Origin of the sequence: Paraburkholderia sp. RL17-347-BIC-D, assembly GCF_046027915.1 — a bacterium.
Taxonomy (GTDB): Bacteria; Pseudomonadota; Gammaproteobacteria; order Burkholderiales; family Burkholderiaceae; genus Paraburkholderia.
The window spans coordinates 278,142-297,744 of the sequence record NZ_JARESS010000002.1 but is presented as its reverse complement, the minus strand read 5'-3'; the positions used below and the strand labels follow the sequence as shown (position 1 = coordinate 297,744).

Annotated in this window: 12 protein-coding genes; all 12 read right to left on the bottom strand. The window is 63.2% G+C overall.

Annotation, left to right across the window (positions count from 1 at the left end; all coding sequences use genetic code 11):
• Position 1 precedes the first annotated feature (1 nt).
• The 12 genes from P0D96_RS04710 to P0D96_RS04655 all read right to left on the bottom strand — a co-directional run bounded on the left by P0D96_RS04710 (position 2) and on the right by P0D96_RS04655 (position 19,450).
• Entirely contained in the window at positions 2–1,573 is a 1,572-nt protein-coding gene (locus P0D96_RS04710; protein WP_408175059.1) for a DHA2 family efflux MFS transporter permease subunit, read from the bottom strand.
• A 7-nt stretch (positions 1,574–1,580) separates the two neighbouring features.
• Positions 1,581–2,681 (bottom strand): HlyD family secretion protein, encoded by a 1,101-nt coding sequence (locus tag P0D96_RS04705; RefSeq protein WP_207915700.1) that lies wholly within the window; start codon positions 2,679–2,681, stop codon positions 1,581–1,583.
• Between the two features lie 85 nt (positions 2,682–2,766).
• Entirely contained in the window at positions 2,767–3,189 is a 423-nt protein-coding gene (locus P0D96_RS04700) for a MarR family winged helix-turn-helix transcriptional regulator (RefSeq protein WP_408175061.1), read from the bottom strand.
• A gap of 81 nt (positions 3,190–3,270) precedes the next feature.
• Positions 3,271–3,693 (bottom strand): MarR family winged helix-turn-helix transcriptional regulator, encoded by a 423-nt coding sequence (locus tag P0D96_RS04695; protein WP_408249197.1) that lies wholly within the window; start codon positions 3,691–3,693, stop codon positions 3,271–3,273.
• 174 nt (positions 3,694–3,867) lie between these two features.
• Positions 3,868–5,172: a TolC family outer membrane protein gene (locus tag P0D96_RS04690; RefSeq protein ID WP_408312083.1), complete on the bottom strand. Its 1,305-nt coding sequence runs from the start codon at positions 5,170–5,172 to the stop codon at positions 3,868–3,870.
• A complete protein-coding gene (locus P0D96_RS04685; protein ID WP_408175064.1) occupies positions 5,165–7,273 on the bottom strand; it encodes a peptidase domain-containing ABC transporter in 2,109 nt (702 codons plus the stop codon). The genes P0D96_RS04690 and P0D96_RS04685 overlap by 8 nt, the downstream gene beginning before the upstream one ends.
• Before the next feature lie 11 nt (positions 7,274–7,284).
• Positions 7,285–8,490, bottom strand: coding sequence for an HlyD family secretion protein (locus P0D96_RS04680; protein ID WP_408280955.1), 1,206 nt, complete (start codon positions 8,488–8,490; stop codon positions 7,285–7,287).
• Positions 8,491–8,550: 60 nt separating this feature from the next.
• Positions 8,551–9,504: a lysophospholipid acyltransferase family protein gene (locus tag P0D96_RS04675; protein ID WP_408175066.1), complete on the bottom strand. Its 954-nt coding sequence runs from the start codon at positions 9,502–9,504 to the stop codon at positions 8,551–8,553.
• Positions 9,505–9,950: 446 nt separating this feature from the next.
• Positions 9,951–12,089, bottom strand: coding sequence for a fimbria/pilus outer membrane usher protein (locus tag P0D96_RS04670; protein ID WP_408312079.1), 2,139 nt, complete (start codon positions 12,087–12,089; stop codon positions 9,951–9,953).
• A 334-nt stretch (positions 12,090–12,423) separates the two neighbouring features.
• The gene (locus P0D96_RS04665; protein WP_408175070.1) at positions 12,424–13,314 is read right to left on the bottom strand and encodes a transglutaminase family protein; all 891 of its coding nucleotides are present in this window, start codon (positions 13,312–13,314) and stop codon (positions 12,424–12,426) included.
• Positions 13,311–15,947 carry a circularly permuted type 2 ATP-grasp protein gene (locus tag P0D96_RS04660; RefSeq protein WP_408175072.1) on the bottom strand — a complete coding sequence of 879 codons (2,637 nt, stop codon included), beginning with the start codon at positions 15,945–15,947 and terminating at the stop codon, positions 13,311–13,313. Before P0D96_RS04660 ends, P0D96_RS04665 begins: the two co-directional genes overlap by 4 nt.
• A gap of 29 nt (positions 15,948–15,976) precedes the next feature.
• Positions 15,977–19,450, bottom strand: coding sequence for a transglutaminase family protein (locus tag P0D96_RS04655; protein ID WP_408312074.1), 3,474 nt, complete (start codon positions 19,448–19,450; stop codon positions 15,977–15,979).
• Positions 19,451–19,603: the final 153 nt, after the last annotated feature.

Below are 19,603 nucleotides of genomic sequence, written 5' to 3'. Positions count from 1 at the left end.
CTCAATGAGCATCGGGCGGCGGTGCGGTGTTGCCGAACGGGCGCGAGAACAGCACGCTCAGCAGGCCGACCACGAAACAGAGCGACAGGGCGTAAAACGTGTCGGAGAACGTGAGCACGAGCGCTTCGCGCATCAGCAGCGCGTGCAGTTGGCCGAGCCCGGCGTTGGCCGCGTTCAGCGCGTTGCCGCCCACCGCCGCAAAATGCGCGCTTTGCTGCTGCAAGATCGATTCGACCACCGGACGGCCCACGTTCAGATGTTCATCGAGCCGCTCGTAGTGCAGGTTCAGGCGGTCGTTGAGCATCGTGCTGCTCACCGCAATGCCGATCGCGCCGCCCAGGTTACGCATCAGGTTGAACAGGCCGCTTGCGGAGCGAAGCCTCGACATCGGCAATGAACCGAGCGCCATCGTGACGATGGGCGGAATGCAGAACTGCTGACCGATGCCGCGCAACGCCTGTGGGATCAGCAACTCCTGCCAGCCCCACTGATTGGTCAGCGGCACATACAGATAACAGCCGACGCCGAACAGCACCAGGCCGAACACCAGCAGGATCCGCATGTCGATGAAGCGCGCGACCACCGAATACGCCACCATCGCGACCAACTGAAAACAGCCGACCGACAGCAGCGCCACGCCGATCTGCAACGAATCGAAGCCACGCACACGGGACAGGAACACCGGCGTCAGGAACACCGCGCAGAAAATCCCGATCCCGGTGATGAACGACAGCAGACTGCCAATGCCGAAGTTGCGGATCGCCAACGCGCGCAAATCGACGATCGGCTCTTTCGCGGTGAACGCATGCACGATGAACAGGAATCCGCAGATCGCCGTTATCCACGCGCACGTCAGGATCACGTCGTCGCCGAACCAGTTCTTGCGCGGCCCTTCCTCCAGCACGTATTCGAGGCAACCGAGAAAACCGGACATCAGAAGGATGCCCAGGTAATCGCCTTTCTTCAGCAGCGACAGTTCGACGTTGTCGAAATGCACGTATTTCGGCACCATCAGCGCGACGGCCAGACCCGGCACCAGGTTCAGATAGAACAGCCAGTGCCACGACCATTGCGACGTGATCCAGCCGCCGATCACCGGACCAATGGTCGGCGCGAGCGTGGCGAGCGCGCTGATGGTGGTGGATGCAATCAGCCGCTGCTTGCCGGGAAACAGCACGAAGGCCGTGGTGAACACCGTCGGGATCATCGCGGCGCCGAGCGCGCCCTGCAAACCGCGGAACAGGATCATCGAGTTGATGTCCCACGCGAGACCGCACAACATGCTGGTGATCGTGAAGCCGAGCGCGGAAAACGCGAACACCCAGCGCGTGGAGAACACGCGGGTGAGCCAGCCGGACATCGGAATCACCAGAATCTCAGCGATCAGATACGAGGTTTGCACCCACGAGAGTTCGTCCTGGCTCGCGGACAAACCGCCGCCGATATCCTTGAGCGACGACGCCACGATCTGGATATCGAGCGTCGCCATGAAAAACCCCACGCACATCAGCGTGAACGCCAGGACTTTGGTTCGCGTCGGCAGGTCGGCGGGGTTGGCGAGAACTTGGGTCATGATCGGCTCATCCGCGCGCCGGCGCGTTGCCGGAACTCACATGCACTTTCACCGTGGCCGACAGACCGGGGCGCAGCACGCCTTGCATTTCCTTCGGCACATTCAGCCGCACACGCACCGGCACGCGCTGCACGATCTTCGTGAAGTTGCCCGTGGCGTTCTCGGCAGGCAGCACGCTGAACGTTGCGCCGGTGGCCGGGGCCAGACTTTCCACCACACCGTGAATCGCAGTGCTCGATGCGTCGAGATCGACATCGACGCTGTCGCCGACGCGCATCTTCTTCAACTGGTCTTCCTTGAAGTTGGCGTCGATCCACAATCCACTCGACGGCACCACGGTCAGCAGCGACACGCCGGTGTTCGCCAGCAGGCCGACACGCGCCGTGCGATTGCCGATATAGCCGTCGATCGGCGAGCGAATCGTCGTGTACTCCACATTCAGCGCCGCGACACGCTGGGCGGCTTGCGCCGTCGCGATACGCGCCTCGGCGTCGCCGATTTGCGCGTCGAGCACCGCAATCTGACGTTGCGCCGCGATCAGCGCGGCGCCGCTGCGATCGACCGCCGCACGCGCTTTGGTCAGATCGGCATCCGCGCGTTCGACGACCTGGTTCGATACCGCGTCGTCCTTCACCAGTTCGCGGTAGCGCGTCTGGTCCGCGGCGCTGCGCGTCAATTCGGCGCCGGACGCGCGCACCTCGGCGGCCTGCTCATTGATGGTGGCGAGTTGCAAGGATTTCTTCGCCTGCAGTTCGATCACCGCGGCTTGTGCGCTCTGCACTTCCGCCGTGGCCTGGGCGAGCCGCGCGTCGTAATCGCGCGCATCGAGCCGGATCAACACCTCGTTCGCGTGGACGAACTGGTTGTCGTGCACGAGCACATCCGTAACGAAGCCGTTCACCTTCGGCGCCATCACGGTGACATCGCCACCCACGTAGGCATCGTCAGTCGTTTCGACGAAGCGGCCGACGAAGAACCAGTACGACGCAGCAAGCGCCAGCACGGCAATGACCGTGATGACCGCGAGCAGCATCCACGGAATGCGCCGTGCCGGTTTGGCGGTCTGCGCCGCGCTCGGCGGGGCGATAGTCGATGGAGTAGTGGACATGGTGTCGATATGTGCGTATGCACTCGTTACGTTAAAAAAAACGGCGCGTGGATTGCGCCGGCTGTACGTCGCCGTATCCGCGACTTCAGATTGAATCCCGTGTGATGGCGAACAATTCGCCTCGCAATGCAGCCGCGCGCCGTTCGCCGAAACGATGCTCGAATTCGGCTTGCGCGGCATGCCAATGTTCGCCCCCGGCCTTGAGACGTGCCTCGCCTGCAGGCGTGAGCGTGATCGTCAGCGCCCGCGCGTCGGCGCCGAGTGCCTCGCTCGACACGAGGCCGTTGCGGCGCAGCGGCTGAATCGTGCGGACCAGGGTGGTGCGTTCCATGCGCATGGCTTCAGCCATTTGCTTCATCGTCATGGGGCCGGTGCGTTTGAGCCGTCCCAGCAGCGAAAACTGCGTAATGGTCAGCCCGACATTCGCCAGGTGCCGGTCGTATATCTGCGAGACATAACGCGCGGCCTGGCGGATGGCAAAGCAGTCGTCGTCGAAGAGCCCTTCCATTGCTGCACTTCCTCGTTTGTGAGTGCGTATGCACATAAACAGGCGAACCGATGCTCGTCGGAACGAGCGGGTGCGCCTCAACTAGCCGGTGATGCTGAAGAGTTCGGCGCGCAGCGTTTTGGCGCGCGCATGGCCGAACTTCTTTTCAAACTCGTCCTGTGCGGCACGCCACGCGATGGCCGCCTGATCAAACGTGGCTTCGCCCTTGTCCGTCAGGCTGAACAGAAACGTGCGGCCGTCATGCTCCGCCGATTCGGCTACTACCAGACCGTCGCGCTGCAGGGGTTTCATAGCGCGGACCAGCGTGGTGCGCTCCATCACCATGGCGTCCGCCAGATCCACCATGGGCAGATTCGGCATGCGCGCGAGCTTGGCGAGAATCGTGAACTGCGCAGCCGTCAGGCCCACTTCGCCGAGGTGGCGTTCGTAGATTTGCGTGACGTGCCGGGCCGCCTGGCGCAGCGCGAAGCAGTTGCATTCGTCGTAAGAGATGGGACGGTTCATGAGCTGGAGTCTATATGTGCATACGCACAGAGTCAAGTTTGGCTATTTTGAACACAGTGTTGCTGAATTTGGGCAACGGCCTCATCCATGCTGCTTCCCGCTATATGGGGTTACCCACGCGAAAGTGTTATTTTTAGCACATCTGCCATATCAACGGGCCAAATCACGGTTCCTTCAGTGCACCAGCACATTGTTGATCTGGACCACGTCGGCAATGCTCAGGGCGGCTGTGTCGCCCTTGAGTTGCATCAACGCGACGATGGCGTCATAACGAGCCGCCAGCAAATCGCGTTGCGCAGAATAGAGTGCGTCGATCGCTCTGAGCACGTCGCTGGCCGTGCGGCTACCCACGCGGAAGCCGACTCGGGTGGCCGCCAGCACTTCTCGCGATGACGCCACCAGATGCGTGAGCAGGTCGATTCGCGTGCGCCCGTACTGATAGCGGCTGTAATCGTCGCGTGCCGCGGCTTCGGCGTCCCGCGTGGCGCCCGTGAAGCCCTCTTGCGCCTTGTCTTCCAGCGCCGATGACGCCTCCACCTTTGCCTGTGTCTCACCGCCGGAAAAAATCGGTATCGAGACCGCCAGCATGCCCGTTGTCGTGGTTGTGGGTCGCGAGTAACCGGAGGCCGCGCCGGCGGGCGTATAGCTTCCGGTCAGGTAAACCGAGGGCAAGTGCGCCGACTGCGCCTTGCTCACTTCCGTCCGGGCGATCTCCCAGTCCAGCTGTTTCAGTTGCACGTCGAACGCGTGATTCTTCGCCTGCGCGGCCCATGCATCAATGTCCTCAGGTTGCAGGCGCGGCATGGGCAACGACTCTGGCAATCGCGCGAGCGTCTCGAACGGCACGCCGGTGGCTTGCTCGAACGCCCGGCGCTTCGCAAGCAACGTGTTTTCAGCATCCATCCGCTCGATCGCGACCTTCTCGCGCGCGGTTTGGGCGTCGCGCAAATCGATCAGCGTTGCTTCACCCGCCGCTTTGCCCCGATTGATCAACTGCAGGTGCTGATCGACCGCGGCCGCGTATTCGCTCACGCGCCTCAGTTCATCCTCGGCGACAAGCGCTTCGAAATAGATACGCACGGCGCGCAGAATCGCCGCCTGTTGCGCGGCATTCAGTTCGACAGCGCCGCGCGCTTCGACAAAATCCGCCTGCTTGTAATTGCTCCATTTCGTCCAGTCAAACAACGGCTGCGCGATATTGACGGTCCAGCCCGATTGCCAGTAGGTCGTGGTCGGAAAACCATCTGTCGCGAGGCGATTGTAGGTGCGCCCCCAGCCTGCGGAAATCTGCGGCAGTAATCCCGCACGCGCCAGCGGAACAGCCTGCTGCGCGGCCGCGTAGCCCGCACGTGCCTGCGCGAGGCTGGAGTCGCGGCCGAGCGTCTGCTGCGTGACGGTGAGGAGGTCAGCCGCAAATGCGGGACTCGCCATGGCGCAAAACAGGTGCACCGCAACGCGCGCGACACGGAACTTAAGCATGGATCGGCTCCGGCAGAGGATGTAAGTGCTCGGGCATCAGTGCACCGTCTACAAGGCGATACCGAACGTCGAACGCGGCTGCCAGTGACCGGTCGTGGGTGATCACGACAACCGTGCAGTTCAGCCGGCGCAGCAAGGCAGCCACGTGTTGCACCGAAGCCGGATCCAGATTGGACGTGGGCTCGTCGAGCAGCAGCAGACTTCGGCCCTGATAGAGCGCACGCGCCAACAGCAGGCGTTGCCGCTGGCCAGCGGAGATGTTCGCAATCGTGTCGCTAATCACGGTCCGGGTGCGCATCGGCAGACGCATGACGTCCTGCATCAATCCGACGTCTTCGAGCAGCGCGTGTACGCGGTCTTCGTCGATACTGGCTGCGAATAACGTGATGTTTTCGGCAATCGAGCCGTGCAGAATCAGGTCGCCCTGACGCATGTGGGCCGCATGCCGGCGGATTTCGTCGATAGTCAGATTGGGCCATGCGATGCCGTTGAGCATGATCTGACCTTTCTGAAGCGGCTCGGCAGCCGACAGCAGTTTGAATAACGTCGATTTCCCCGCGCCCGACGGACCCGTAATGGCGATCTTGTCGCCATGCCGGATATCGATACTCACGTCTCGCAGAACCGGCTGGTCGGACACGCCGTAGCGAAACGTGACGTTGCGCACCTCGATACGCTCGAACATACGTATCTCCGTCACACGGTTGCGCTCGGCAAACGGCGTATATCGCTCTTCCTCGCACTCGACGATATCCGCCACGCGCGCGGTCGGCACGCTCAGCATGAAATACGCGAACGCGCCATTGACGGCATGGGCAAAGCGCTCGGACATCAACGACTTGTAGATCAGAAACGAATAGAACACGCCCACGGAAACGCTGCCGGCCAGCATCAGCCGCGCGGCGAACCAGGTGATCGCAATCGTGTCCGCGTACTGGACCAGTTTGAGGATCGCGTCGCGCGCGCTGTTCAACCTGTTACTCGCCAGCAGCGCGCCCACATATTCCTTGTACTTGATCATGTAGAGCGCCGTACGGCGCGTCTCGCCCTGCGCGAGCTTAATCAGGCTCGCAGCCCGGATCGTTTCGATCAATGCGTCGTCGCAGCGCGCCGACGTTTCCAGCACAAGCGCGTGGTTGTCCCGCATGCGCGCGAACATGCCCAGCGCGACGGCAAGATAGAGGATGAACATGGCCACGGCGACGGCCGTCAGCATGCGGCTCTGCACCAGCATCAGACCCAGCGCCAGAGATCCCACCGCGATGTCGATGCACATCGACGTGACGGTTCGGGTCGCATAGACGCTGATCTCGTCCTGCGCCTTGACGCGTGCGAAGACATCGCCGACATGACGCTTTTCGAACCACGACATCGGGTTGCGCAGGAGATGGCCGAGCAATCCCTCGGTCATGTTGACCTGCGTAAGCTGATGCAGCAGTTCGACAAGGCGCGACTCCACATACTGGCTCAGCGCCCCGACCGCGAAAATGCCGGCAAATGTCAGCACTAACACGCTCAGCAAATTCAGGTTGTCCGCGGAGACCACGTAGTCGAGCACGAGGTTGCCGAGATAAGGCATGGCGAGAATCGCAAACTGGCTTCCCAGTGCGACGAACATGACTTTCGCCAGTTGCCTGCGCAGTGCGGGATTCAATGCCCGCACGCGTTCAAGCGCACCGGGCACCGGCGATTTCGCGCGAATACGCGGCATGGAAGGCGTTGCCGAACATTCCAGCAGATAACCGGACACGCTCGCCATAAATGTATCCATCGAGACCCGCCGCCGCCCGCTGGCCGGATCGAGGACTTGAACGTAGCCATGCCCGCACTTCTCGAACACCACGAAATGCGCGCCGCCGAAGTGAAGAATCGAGCCTCGCTTGACCGAATGAAGATCCGCCATGTCGAACCGGTAGGCCTGTACGGCCAGGCCGAAGTCGGTCGCCACGTCGTAGAGATCCATCAAAGTCAGGCCATTTGCCGAGATTGGCCTGAACGCGGACAACTCGCGCACTTCAGTCGCGCGGCCGAGATGTGAAAGCACCATTGCCAGGCAGGCATAGCCGCATTCCGCGACTTCGTTCTGATAGATCGTTCGCACCGGGTCTCCTGTTAGCCTCTGATCATGCGGAAAAGCGGCGCCAGCACCCATTCGGCGATCGTCCTGCGCTCGACGACGATGCTCGCCGTTGCCCGCATCCCCGGCAAGATGTCGAAATGTTGCTTGCCGTAGTCGAACGTCTTGCCCCGCAGCGTTGCCCACGCCAGATAGTCGCCGTCTCCACCGCCTTGAGCGGCCAGCGAGGCGGGAACGCCAGGAGGCGCTGCGGAGGCCTGCATCGTCGTGTCGGAAATAGCGTCGATGCGGGCTTCGTAGCTGCCGAATTTCGCGTACGGAAACGCATCGAATTTAAGCCGTACGGTCTGACCTTTTTCGACGAACCCACGACGCCGCGACGGAATGCGCAGCGCCGCCCGCAACGCACCCTTCTCGTCCGTCGCGATGACGAGCGCGACGTCGGATGCCTCCAGCGTGTGACCCGGCACGAGTTTCGAAAACGTGACGACTCCCGCCCGCGGTGCCGAGATCGTTGCGTCGAGGCGCGACTGCTCGAAGCGCATCTGGATTTCCTGAATGCTTTGTTCGTGCCTGGCGTCGTTCTCTTTCAGTTGCGCATCGAGGTCGATCAGCGTGCCGCTTAACGTCGATATCTCGCCGCGCAACTGTTCGCGGCGCGCCCTGCCTTGAGCAATGGAGACCTTGACCTGATGCTCGTCCGCGCTGGCCTGCTCGATACGATCGGCTGTCACGTAGTCCGACACCGACTTGAGACGCACGAGCTTCTGCTGCGATTCGTCCGCAAGCTGGCGGTTCTGGGCGATCTGTTCATCCAGCGCGCTGAGTTCCGCTCTCCGGCTCGCGCCGGTCAGCGATGAAGCATCGCGCTGCGCGGTGAGTTGCGCCTTGCGCTGCGTGTACTGCTCGTCTGCGACACGAATCTGCTCGTCGCGCATTTGCGAGTCGAACACATTGCGCTGGCGGCCGTCGCTCGATAACGATAGATCGCGCTGCAGTGTGAACAAGGGCGCACCCGGCGCCACACGTTCCGACGGGTGCACGTACACCGACGTCACGAGTCCGCTCAAACCCCGCACCTTCACTTCGGATGCCGACACGATTTCGCACTGCACGTCCTGCTTGAGCTCGACTTCATGCAGAAAGCCGAAGCCAATCGCCACCACCACGATTGCCGACGCGGCATAGGCGATCCAGCGCCAGGAAATGTCCTTGAACTGCGGAATACTGGTTGGTTCCATTACTGTCCTGCCGCCTCTCTTCTGAGACGAGATGTGTCTTTCCAACGCTGCTCGTGTGGCTTATCTGGCCGGCGCAAATGCGTACATTGAAGGATGTCCGGCGGCCAGTGAGCGCGCATAGTTCTCTCTCAGCGCTTTCTCGATGCAGTCGGCGACACGTTGAGGCGCGTCGCTTCGCGCGAGCTCGAGCGGCTCGAGAACGACCGCACTGAAACGCCCACGCTCGAAGCGCAGATAGAACGGCAGCAGCAGCGCGTCGAGCGGCGCGCCCATACGGAATACGCCGTTATGAATACGCGCCGAACGGCCGAACATGGACACGCCGACCGTCTCCATCGGATAGCCGCTCAACGCGAATGGCGGCGCGTCGGAAAACAGCACGACGACGCCGTTGCGTCTGAGCGAGCGCGCCGCGCGCAAACCCAATCCGCCGCGGTTCGTTTCGCTATAGGTGTGAAGGATGTCGATGTGCGGAATCATCGCCTCATCGCTTCCGTAGATGTCTTGCGGCACGCCCGATACGACACCGATGGACGCGAGACCGAGTTGCTTGCGCAGTTCGTCGATCAGATAAATATTGGCGTATTGCGAAAGGTAGTGAAACGGCGAAACGATGACCGCCCGCTCCGGCGTCGCTGTTTTCACCTTCCTGATGATCTGCGCGAGGATGCTCGCCGCGCGTTGCAAATCCGGCCAGGCTTCCGCGCGATTGCGCTGGCGGCCGAAATGAAGCCGCTGATCGATCAGTTTCTCGAGCACCCTGCCCGACAGGACGCGATGGTCGTCAATCTGTTCGAGCTTCAACACGTCGCGCCCGACATCCCGCCGCTCAATACCGCTCCAGCGTAGCCGAGCGTTGAAACGACTCCCCACGTACCACGCGAAAATTGCAAGCGGTTCGATCGCACGCAGAGGTATGCGCGCGAGACAGGCGCCTTGCACCCAGGCGCGGCCGCGCCTCGCACCGCGCCTGACGGCAACGGGCAACGCGCGCAACGCTTTTAACAACCCCATGCTCGCTCCTTCGTCACGGTGACATAGCCGTTCCGCGGGAACGCCATCATTCGTCATCTGAACGCGAAGGCCGATCGCGAACGATCGGGCTTCGCGAGACTGCGGGCGGGTAATCAGCCCGCCCTTACACCCTTAACGCTGCTTAGTTACGCCCCCAGTGGCAATTCGGTGCCGGTGCCGGTGCCGGCTTCGCCGGTGCACAGTAGCCCTTGCAGCAGCCACCGGCGATTTTCGATTGAGCCAGCGCGTTACGATCGATCTTTTGCATTTTCTTGCCTTTTTTGTGAAATAAAGTTAGTACAGCTATAACTACAGACTACGACCTACAAAACATGGCTTTGCCTCCAGTGAGACTCGGCCAATTCTCGAATCTTTATCCATCTGGGCCACGCAGATTTTCAGACAGCCCCGAGTGAGGACATCGCGCGTGAGCGCCCCCGGCTATTTCAGTGATGCCCGTTCCCGCGCTCGACTTCCGACCACAGGACAACCGAATTACGTGCATACACTTTCATCGGCATGATGTTCGTGAACAGCATCAGACGCTCGGCGCCTTCCGTCTGGTCCGCAGTGGCGACATTCGCAGCGACGTTGTCGCCAACCGTCTCCTGCTTGATGACCCACTCATTCCATCGCGACGCAGTCTCCGGATCCGTCGGTTCGGCGCTGCCGTTGGCCAATTCGCGCCGGACGCCGATTTCAATCCGGTCCGCACCGCCCGGCTCCAGATGCGGCACCGGCACATAACCGGGACTGCTCGCGTTCGGGCCAATAGAGTCTGGCGCGCTGACATTTACGCCGTTCTTCGGCAAAACAATGTCCGCTGTGACTCCAGGTTCGTTGCCCAGCGCAATGCCTCGCCGGTGAACAAACACTGAGCCCCGCATATTCGCCGACGCCTGCGAGTAACCGGAACCGCCGCTCGCACTCCCACCGAAAGTCGCGTAGGTACTTTGGTACTGCGCACTGCCACCACCTGTAGTCGACCGTTCCGAATGCGTTCCGTATATGCCGTAACGCAGTTCATCTGCGGTGCCGCCGGAGCCCGCGAGCATGGCCTGCTCGGACCAGCCGGCACGACTGTCATGCATCAGGCCCATCGACAGCGACGAGGCGCGCTCCACCTTGCCGAGCGGCACCGAGACGCTTGCGAACACCTGATTGCTCATTGGCCCTGCCAGCCCGTTGCGCTGACGGGAAACCGATACGGTGTAGTTCAGATTCGTTTCGGCCACACGTAACGCGCCGGTGTATCCGATCTGAAACTGCGTATCGGAGCCCGAATGGTTCCAATCATTCGAGGTCGAGCCGACCACATAAAGCGAACCGTCACCGGCGCCGACGCGCTGGTTCAGGGTGATCTGCAACTGGTTGCGCCGGCGTCGGATGCCGTCTGCGCCAGAATCCGCTTGCATTGCGTCCCGCCCCAGCATCGCGTCGCGCAGTGTGAGGAAGCCACCGGATGAGTAGCCGTACGCCGCGACGGACACGTTCGTATGTGTCTGCTCGATGAACTCGCTATAGCCGATGCGCAGACTTGTGCCGCGCATACTCCGTGCATGCGATACATCGGCCTGAGCCTCCGAGACATCGGCCGACAGTGCGCCGATCGGCGTACGGAGCGCCGCGCCGATCAGGCCGGACAGATAGCCGTCGGCGACGATCGCCCCGCCATAGCCCGTCATCACGCTGTTGATACCGTGCTGAACCGCGCCTTGCAGCAAAGCGCCGTGATGCCTGATCTGCGCGTCACGGGTCACGCCACCGACGATGCTGAAGCGCGTCGAGCCTGGCCGCACAAGCGGTACGACAGATGTATACGGCACGGTGAAACTGTGCCGACTTCCATCCGCCTCCGTCACGGTAACGAGCAGATTGCCGCCGTACCCTGTTGGTGCAACGTCATCAATCTCAAACGGCCCTGGCGCAACTGTCGCTTCGTATAAACGGTTGCCGTTCTGCGTAACGGTGACCAGCGCATTCGACATCGCCACGCCGCGCACCACAGGTGCGTAACCGGGCAGCGACTCAGACACCGCGCTATCGACACTCTCCATCTTTACGCCACGCACGCCGATGCTGTCGAACACAGCGCCGTCCGTGAACTGGTCCCCCAGCACGAGCTGGCTCTTCAACGAGGGGATGTCACGCTGCAGGTAAGCCGCGACATTCTGGTAGGACGTGCCCCGGCCCGTATTGGACTGCAACACACCCCGCTCGCGCACTCGCCAGTTGCCGATATTGACGCCGGCAGTAAAGCCAAGATAACTCTGTGTGTCCGCTGCTCCTTCGCTGGACGTATGGAACGTATTGAACGCGTAGCCGAGCGCCGCCGACGGACTCTCAGCGTACGGATTCACGACAGGTTCGCTTGTGGGCGCAGGCACTTCAGGCACTATTGCCGAAGCATCGACGCGATCGTCGTTGCGCTGGCCGCTGAACACGCTACTAACGCCGGCAAGCGCCTGCGCGTGCCCGGACGCCGGCACGCAAGCGCCGAGCGCGCCGAACATCAGCGCATGGGTATGCCTGAACGCACGCCTATTCAATCCCCGCGCGAATTCGGACTGTCTTTTCCCCGCCATTTCAACCGTCAGTGTTCGTTATGCGTGTAGCGATGTGCACGTGGCTCTGCGTGGCCGCGTTTCGAACGAAAGTATCGGCGCTGGCGCTCGCGCCAGCTAGACGATTTCACTGAGAGAAGGCCGGAACTTTCCCAAAAGGGCCGCAGGTTTTACGCGCGGTACAAGCATTGAGCCGCGTTGCTGCATGCCGAGTGCAAACGTGCACCAGCGGGAGATTTGCGAATGCGGGAGAGGAGCGTAGCCGTGAGCGTGGCAGCCGCGACACATGGGTCGCGGTCTGAAGCTTATCCAAGCCGGGGATAACTATGTGAAATAGAGAGGGAAGGCGCGGCCCCTACAGCGCAAGCACCGTCACACCCACTTCCACCCGATGCGCGCCGCCGCCGAGAATCATCCCGCGCAGCAAGGACACATCGCTGTAATCGCGGCCGATGGCGAGCGTCACGTGATCCATATCGGCCAGCACGTCATTGGTCGGATCGAGATCGATCCAGCCGCTGCCGGAGCAATACACCGACACCCACGCGTGCGACGCATCCGCACCGATCAGTCTCGGCTGTCCCGGCGGCGGATCGTTGCGCAGATAGCCGCTCACGTAGCGCGCCGGCAAACCCAGCGAGCGCAAGCAGCCGATCATCACCTGCGCGAAGTCCTGACACACGCCGCTCTTCAATTCGAAGGCGCGTTCGGCGGGCGTATCGAACATCGTCGCGGAAGGCTTGTAGGCGAAGTCTTCGTGAATGCGGTGCATCAGATCGATCGCACCCGCGGCGATGGGCATGCCGGGCGGAAAACTCGGCAACGCATAGTCGCGCAGCGACGGACGCGGCACGATATTCGGCGACGCGAAACAGAACTCCACCTCGGGCCGGAACTGGCCGCCGACGCGAAAGCGCAGCGCATCGGCCACGTCGTCCCATTCGGGCGTCGCTTCCGGATCGAGATCGGTCCAACGCGGCATGAGCGCCACGGTCGTTTCGCTGACGAGTTGCAAGCGCTCATGCGGCGCATCCAGCGCGAAATACAGCACGTCGTTGCCGAATGCGTCGATCCGGCTATTCAGATAGGACGGTTCGGGTTCGATCTTTTCGCTGTGCGAGACCACCCGTTGCCACGAACAGGCAATCGGCCGGATTGTCGCGAGATGCTGCGCGGTCTCCACATACGTGGAGTAGCGATAGGTCGTGCGATGCGAGACGGACAGCACGGTCGGCGTGTGCTTCATGACCACACCTGCGAGGCGACCGTGCTGGCATGACTGAAATAGCGCGCGCTGATTTCATGCGCGGCCGCGCCGACGAAGCCGCCGATCTGATCGCACACCGCAATCAAATTGACGTACGTGCCGTTTTCGTCCACCTCGCACAGCGATTCGAGCGTCGGCAACAGATCGGTCGGCGCCATCAATTCAGCGAACGGACGATGCCGCGTGCTGCCCGCCGCCACGGCGATCTCGTCGAGCTTTTTGCGCAGGCGCTCGTACACGCCGTAGATGCCACGCGGATTGGTCGGCTCGATGACCAGCAGGTCGAGCAAGGCCGGCACTTCGAAGCGGCCCGGATAGAGCGAGCGGTACGTCAGCGTGCTGTCGAACAACTGCAGCAGCAGATCGAAACCGGCGGGCGTCGAAAGCTGGCCTTTGTCGGCGACCACGCGCAGGAACGAGGTCATCGCCGACACGCGTTCGATGTGGCGGCCCACGAACAGCAGACGCCACGCTTCGTCGCGTGTCATGCGATCGCCCTGTGCGCCGCTGATCGCCGACAACTGCACCGACAGGTGTTCGAGCGCGTTCATCAGCGTGACGCGGTCGTAACGCTCGTAGCGTTCGCCGCGGCCGTTACCGTTACCTTGTGATGAAGATGAACCATTACCGTATCCCGGCGCCGGCATCAGCATTTGCAACGCGTCGCGGAAGTCGTTGCGCGCCGCGAGAATCGTGCGCCAGTGATCGTTCGACAGACGCCCACGCACCTCCCCATTCGAGCGCGCCTGCGAGGTCAGGTTCTGGCCGATACTCGCGGCGCCGGTGCTCTCGCTCAGATTGGCGACCAGCGCACGCTCGAAAGCTTGCGGCGAATGCGGCGCGAACATGTCGCCGGATTGCACGAGCCCGCAGTGCATGGCGAGTTCGACCAGGGTAGGAAACATCGCGTCGGCATCATTGCCTTCCAGCGAGCCGAGGATAAGACGCAACAGCCGCACGTTGTTTTCAGCGCGTTCGCCGTAACGTCCGGCCCAGAACAGGTTTTCCGCCGCGCGGCTCGACACGGTGCGATGCTTGCGCGCGAGGTCGGCGGGCTGCATCGGCGAAGGCAGCAGCGTGAAGGTCGAGGTCGGCTGACTCGACAGCACCCACGTATCGACGCTGCTGCCGCCGTACTGCATCGACACGGTGGCCTGGCGTTCGGCGGCCATGCGGGTGAAGCCGCCCGGCATCACATGCCAGCCGCCGTTGACGTCCGCAATCGCATAGACGCGCAGCACCGACGGACGGCGGCCGATGGTGCCTTCCTCGTAACGCGGCGTGCAGGAAAAGCGCTGCGCCTGCTGGATCGTGTAGGTGTCGGGCATGGCCTCGATCCGCTCGCGCCACGTCGATAAGCGCTGCCGGCCTTGCTCCACGCCGGGCGGCGCATCGCGCCCGGTGACCGGCCACGTCGGCACGACGAACGCTTCGTCGAGACGCGCGAACGCATGGTCGCGCGCCGCTTCTTCGCCGCACCACCACGTCGCCACGCTCGGCAACACGAGGTCTTCATCGAGCAGCACTTCGGCAATGCCGGGCAGAAAACCATGCAACGCCGGCGATTCGACGAAGCCCGAGCCCGGCACGTTCGAGACGATCACGTTGCCCGCGCGCATCACCTGCAACAAGCCGGGCACGCCGATGCTCGAATCGGCGCGCAGTTCGACCGGGTCGCAGAACGCATCGTCCAGACGCCGCAGCACCACATGCACGCGTTCGAGACCGGCGAGGGTCTTCAGATAGAGCTTGTCGTCGCGCACGGTCAGGTCCTTGCCCTCGACCAGCGTCACGCCGAGATAGCGCGCCAGAAACACGTGCTCGAAGTAGGTTTCGCTGAACGGCCCCGGCGTGAGCAAGGCAATATGCGGCGAATGCTCGGCGTCTTCGCTGTCGTGCCGCATCGTGGCCTGCGCCGCCTGCACGAGTGTCGCGATCAGTTGCGAGTAGGTCGGCGCGAGCCGGCTCACATGCATGGCGCGAAACGGATCGGCGAACAGCGTCGACACGATCAGGCGGTTTTCCAGCGCGTAACCGAGGCCGGAGGGCGCCTCGGTGCGATGCGCCATCACGGTCCAGTCACCGTTGGGTGTGCGCGCCAGGTCAACCGCGACCACTTGCAGAAACTGGCCGCCCGGCGGCGCGTAGCCCTTCACCGAGCGCAGATAGCCGGGGTGGCCGAAGACCAGCGCGGGCGGTAATTGTCCGCGCTCCAGCAAGGTTTGCGGCCCATAAATATCGGCGACGATCGCATTGAGCAGATGCGCGCGCTGCGTCACGCCGCGCTCGATATGCGCCCACTCGTCCTCGCTGATCAGGAACGGCAGCAGGTCGAGCGCCCACGGCCTCGGCTCGCCGTTATCCGCGTAGACGTTGTAGCTGATGTCGTTGTCGCGGATCTGCTGCGCGACCGAGGCGAGGTGATCGTCGAGCCGCGCAATGCCGTCTTCGCCGAGCCGCTCGAAGAATTGCCGCCACGGTTCGCGCAACGCGCCCGAGGTGTCGCGTAACTCGTCCCAATGTCCCTCGTGGGCCGGCAGCAGGCGCAACAGGGACGAAGCGTCCGCACGCGCCGCGGACGTTTCGAAGGGAAAAGTCGATTGAAAGGCCAAGGTCGTGTCGTTTTAAGAGTGTGCTGGTTTCACCAGTAGCGCAGATCCAGTGTGAACGGAAACTCCAGACTGCGATGCGGCGCATCGACCGTGAGCGGCCCCGGCGTATGTCCAGACGCGAAGAAGCGCGCGCGCCGCCGGCTTTCCGCCTCATAGGCGTTGACCGGGAAGGTCTGGTAATTGCGCCCGCCCGGATGAGCGACATGATACTGGCATCCGCCCACCGAGCGGCCAGCCCATGTGTCGACCAGATCGAAAGTCAGCGGCGCATCCACGCCGATGGTCGGATGCAACGCCGATGGCTGCGCCCACGCGCGAAAGCGCACGCCGGCCACATATTCGCTGACGCGGCCGGTCGGCTGCAAGGGTACCGGCACGCCGTTGACGGTCAGGACATGGCGGTTGTCGTTCAGACCGAGCGCGCGCACTTCGAGCCGCTCCACCGACGAATCCACATACCGCACCGTGCCGCCCGGCGATCCCTCCTCGCCCATCACGTGCCACGGTTCGAGCGCGTTGCGGATGGTCAGCGAGACGCCGTTCACCGTGGTCTCGCCGACCAGCGGGAAGCGGAATTCGAAGTGCGGCGCGAACCAGCTGCTGTCGAAGGCGAAGCCCGCGCGGTTCAGTTCGCCGAGCACGTCGTCGAAATCCATCTTCACGAAGGTGCCGAGCAGGAAGCGGTCGTGCAGTTCGGTGCCCCAGCGCGTGAGCCGCTGTGTGTACGGCGTGTGCCAGAAACGCGCAACCAGCGCACGCAGCAGCAGTTGCTGCACGAGACTCATGCGCGCGTGCGGCGGCATTTCGAAGCCGCGCAATTCGAGCAGGCCGAGACGGCCGGTCGGACCATCGGGCGAATAGAGTTTGTCGATGCAGAACTCGGCGCGGTGCGTGTTGCCCGTCACGTCGATCAGGATATTGCGCAGCGAGCGGTCGATCATCCACGCCGGCAGGCTCGCGCTGTCGCGGCCGCCGAGCATGTCGATCTGCCGTTGCAATTCGCGGAACGCCACTTCGAGCTCGTAGACCTGATCGTTGCGCGCTTCGTCGATGCGTGGCGCCTGGCTGGTCGGCCCGATGAACAGCCCGGAAAACAGATACGACAGCGACGGGTGGTTGTGCCAGTACGCGATCAGGCTCGCCAGCAGATCGGGACGGCGCAGGAACGGACTGTCGGCGGGCGTCGCGCCGCCGAGCACGAAGTGATTGCCGCCGCCGGTGCCGGTGTGCCGGCCGTCGGTCATGAACTTCTCGCTGCTCAGATAGCTTTCAGCCGCCGACTGATACAGATACTCCGTGTGATCGACCAGTTGATCCCAGTTCGCCGCGGGATGAATGTTCACCTCGATCACGCCGGGGTCCGGCGTGACCTGCAGCACTTTCAGACGCGCGTCGCGTGGCGGCGGATAGCCTTCGAGCACCACCTGCATGCGCAACTCGGCGGCCGTCGCTTCGACGGCGGCGAGCAGATCGAGATAGTCGTCGAGTTCGGTGAGCGGCGGCATGAACACATGCAGCAGCGTGCGGCCGCTGCCGAACGCGTCCGTTTCGGCCTTCGGACCGGCCGCGCGTTTCGGGTCGCGCGCTTCGACGCAAATCGCCGTGCGGATCGTTTCTTTCGACGACTGGCCGCGCGCCGGCGCCGCCTGGTCGCCGGGCTGACGCGCATAGGCCAGCACGCCGCTGCCGGGCATGCCGCTCAGCAACTCCGCCGCAGAGGACGACAACGCCGCCGCGCGCCGCGCGTCGGCGGGACTCATGGTGCGCTGCTCGCCGTCGTATTGCATGCGTAACTGCGCGGCTGAACGCAACGGCACGGGCGGCGCAAACGGATCGTGCGCGTGCTGGTACGGATAGTCGGTCTTCGACACCCACGGCAGCGAATCGAGCGGCAAGCGATAACCCATCGGCGAATCGCCCGGAATCAGGAACATGCGCTCGTCGCGGAAAAACCAGCGGCCGCTAACCCATTGCGGCGCCTCGCCGGGCACCTCGCGTTCGCGCGCGAGCGGCAGCACAAAGCCGGTCGCGCCGCCCAGCCCGGCGTCGAACACGCGGCGCAGGCGCACGCGCTCCAGTTCGTCGTCCAGCCGTGCGTCGAAGGGATCGACGTTGACCGGCAGACGGCGCTCGCGCCACAGGTAGTACCAGACGTCCTCGAAACCGGGCTGGATGCAATCCGTGTCGAGCGAGAGCTTGATCGCCAGATGCGCGAGGAAGCGTTGTGCGTCCGCGGCGGTGTAGGTGCCGGGCTCGCGTTCGTCCGCGAACAGCGCCGGGTCGTGCCAGCAAGGCTCGCCGTCGGCGCGCCAGTACAGCGACATCGCCCAGCGCGGCAATTGCTCGCCCGGATACCACTTGCCTTGGCCGATATGCAGGAAGCCGTTCGCGCCGTAACGCGAGCGCAGCTTGTCCATCAGCGCGACCGCGTAGCCGCGTTTAGTCGGGCCGAGCGCGTCGGTGTTCCATTCGGCGGCGTCGCGATCGCGCACCGAGACGAAGGTCGGCTCGCCGCCCATCGTCAGACGCACGTCCATGTCGGCGAGCTGCCCGTCGACCTGCGCGCCCATTTTCAGCACATCGGCCCACACCGCTTCGCTGAACGGCTTGGTGACGCGCGGCGTCTCCAAGACCCGTTCGATCGACATGGTGTGGTCGAACTCGACCTCGGACTCGTCGACGGCGCCGGAGATCGGCGCCGCGCTGCCCGGCTCGGGCGTGCAGGCGACGGGGATATGCCCTTCGCCCGCCAGCAGCCCGGAGGTCGGATCGAGGCCGATCCAGCCGGCGCCCGGCAGATAGACCTCGCACCACGCGTGCAGGTCGGTGAAGTCGACTTCGGTGCCGCTCGGGCCGTCGATGGATTTGACGTCGGGCGCGAGTTGCAGCAGGTAGCCGGACACGAAGCGCGCCGCCAGTCCCAATTGCCGCAAGATCTCCACCAGCAGCCAGCCTGAATCGCGGCACGAGCCGGCGGCGCTCACGAGCGTTTCCTCGGGCGTCTGCACGCCCGGCTCCATGCGGATCAGGTAGCGGATCTCGCGTTGCAGCCGCTGATTCAGAGCGACGAGGAAGTCGGCGGTGCCGGCCGGCGTGCGGTCGATACTCGCGACGAACTCGGCGAAGCGCGGCGTCATCGGCCGCTTGACGCGGTACGGCGCGAGTTCCAGCGCGAGGCCGGGCGAATAGTCGAAGGGAAACTGCTCGGCCGAGGGCTCGAGAAAAAAGTCGAACGGGTTGTAGACGGCCATCTCGGCGACCAGATCGACGGTCACCTTGAATTCGCGCGTCTTCTCGGGGAAAACGAGCCGGGCCTGATAGTTGGCGAACGCGTCCTGCTGCCAGTTGATGAAGTGCTCGGCCGGTTCGACCCGCATCGAATACGACAGGATGGGGGTCCGGCAATGCGGCGCAGGCCTGAGACGCACGACCTGGGGCGACAGTGAAACCAGCCTGTCGTAACGGTAATGTGTGACATGATGCAACGCGACGCGTATGGACACACCGGACTCCTGGACGAAGGATGGCAGCCCGCCAAAAAGCAAGCTTCATGCCGTTTACTGAACGCTTGTTGAACAAGTGCGAAAAACTGCGTGAACTGCCTGTACTGCCCGGATCACCGCCTCTCGTGAAGTATGCCGCGCCTCGCCGACCGT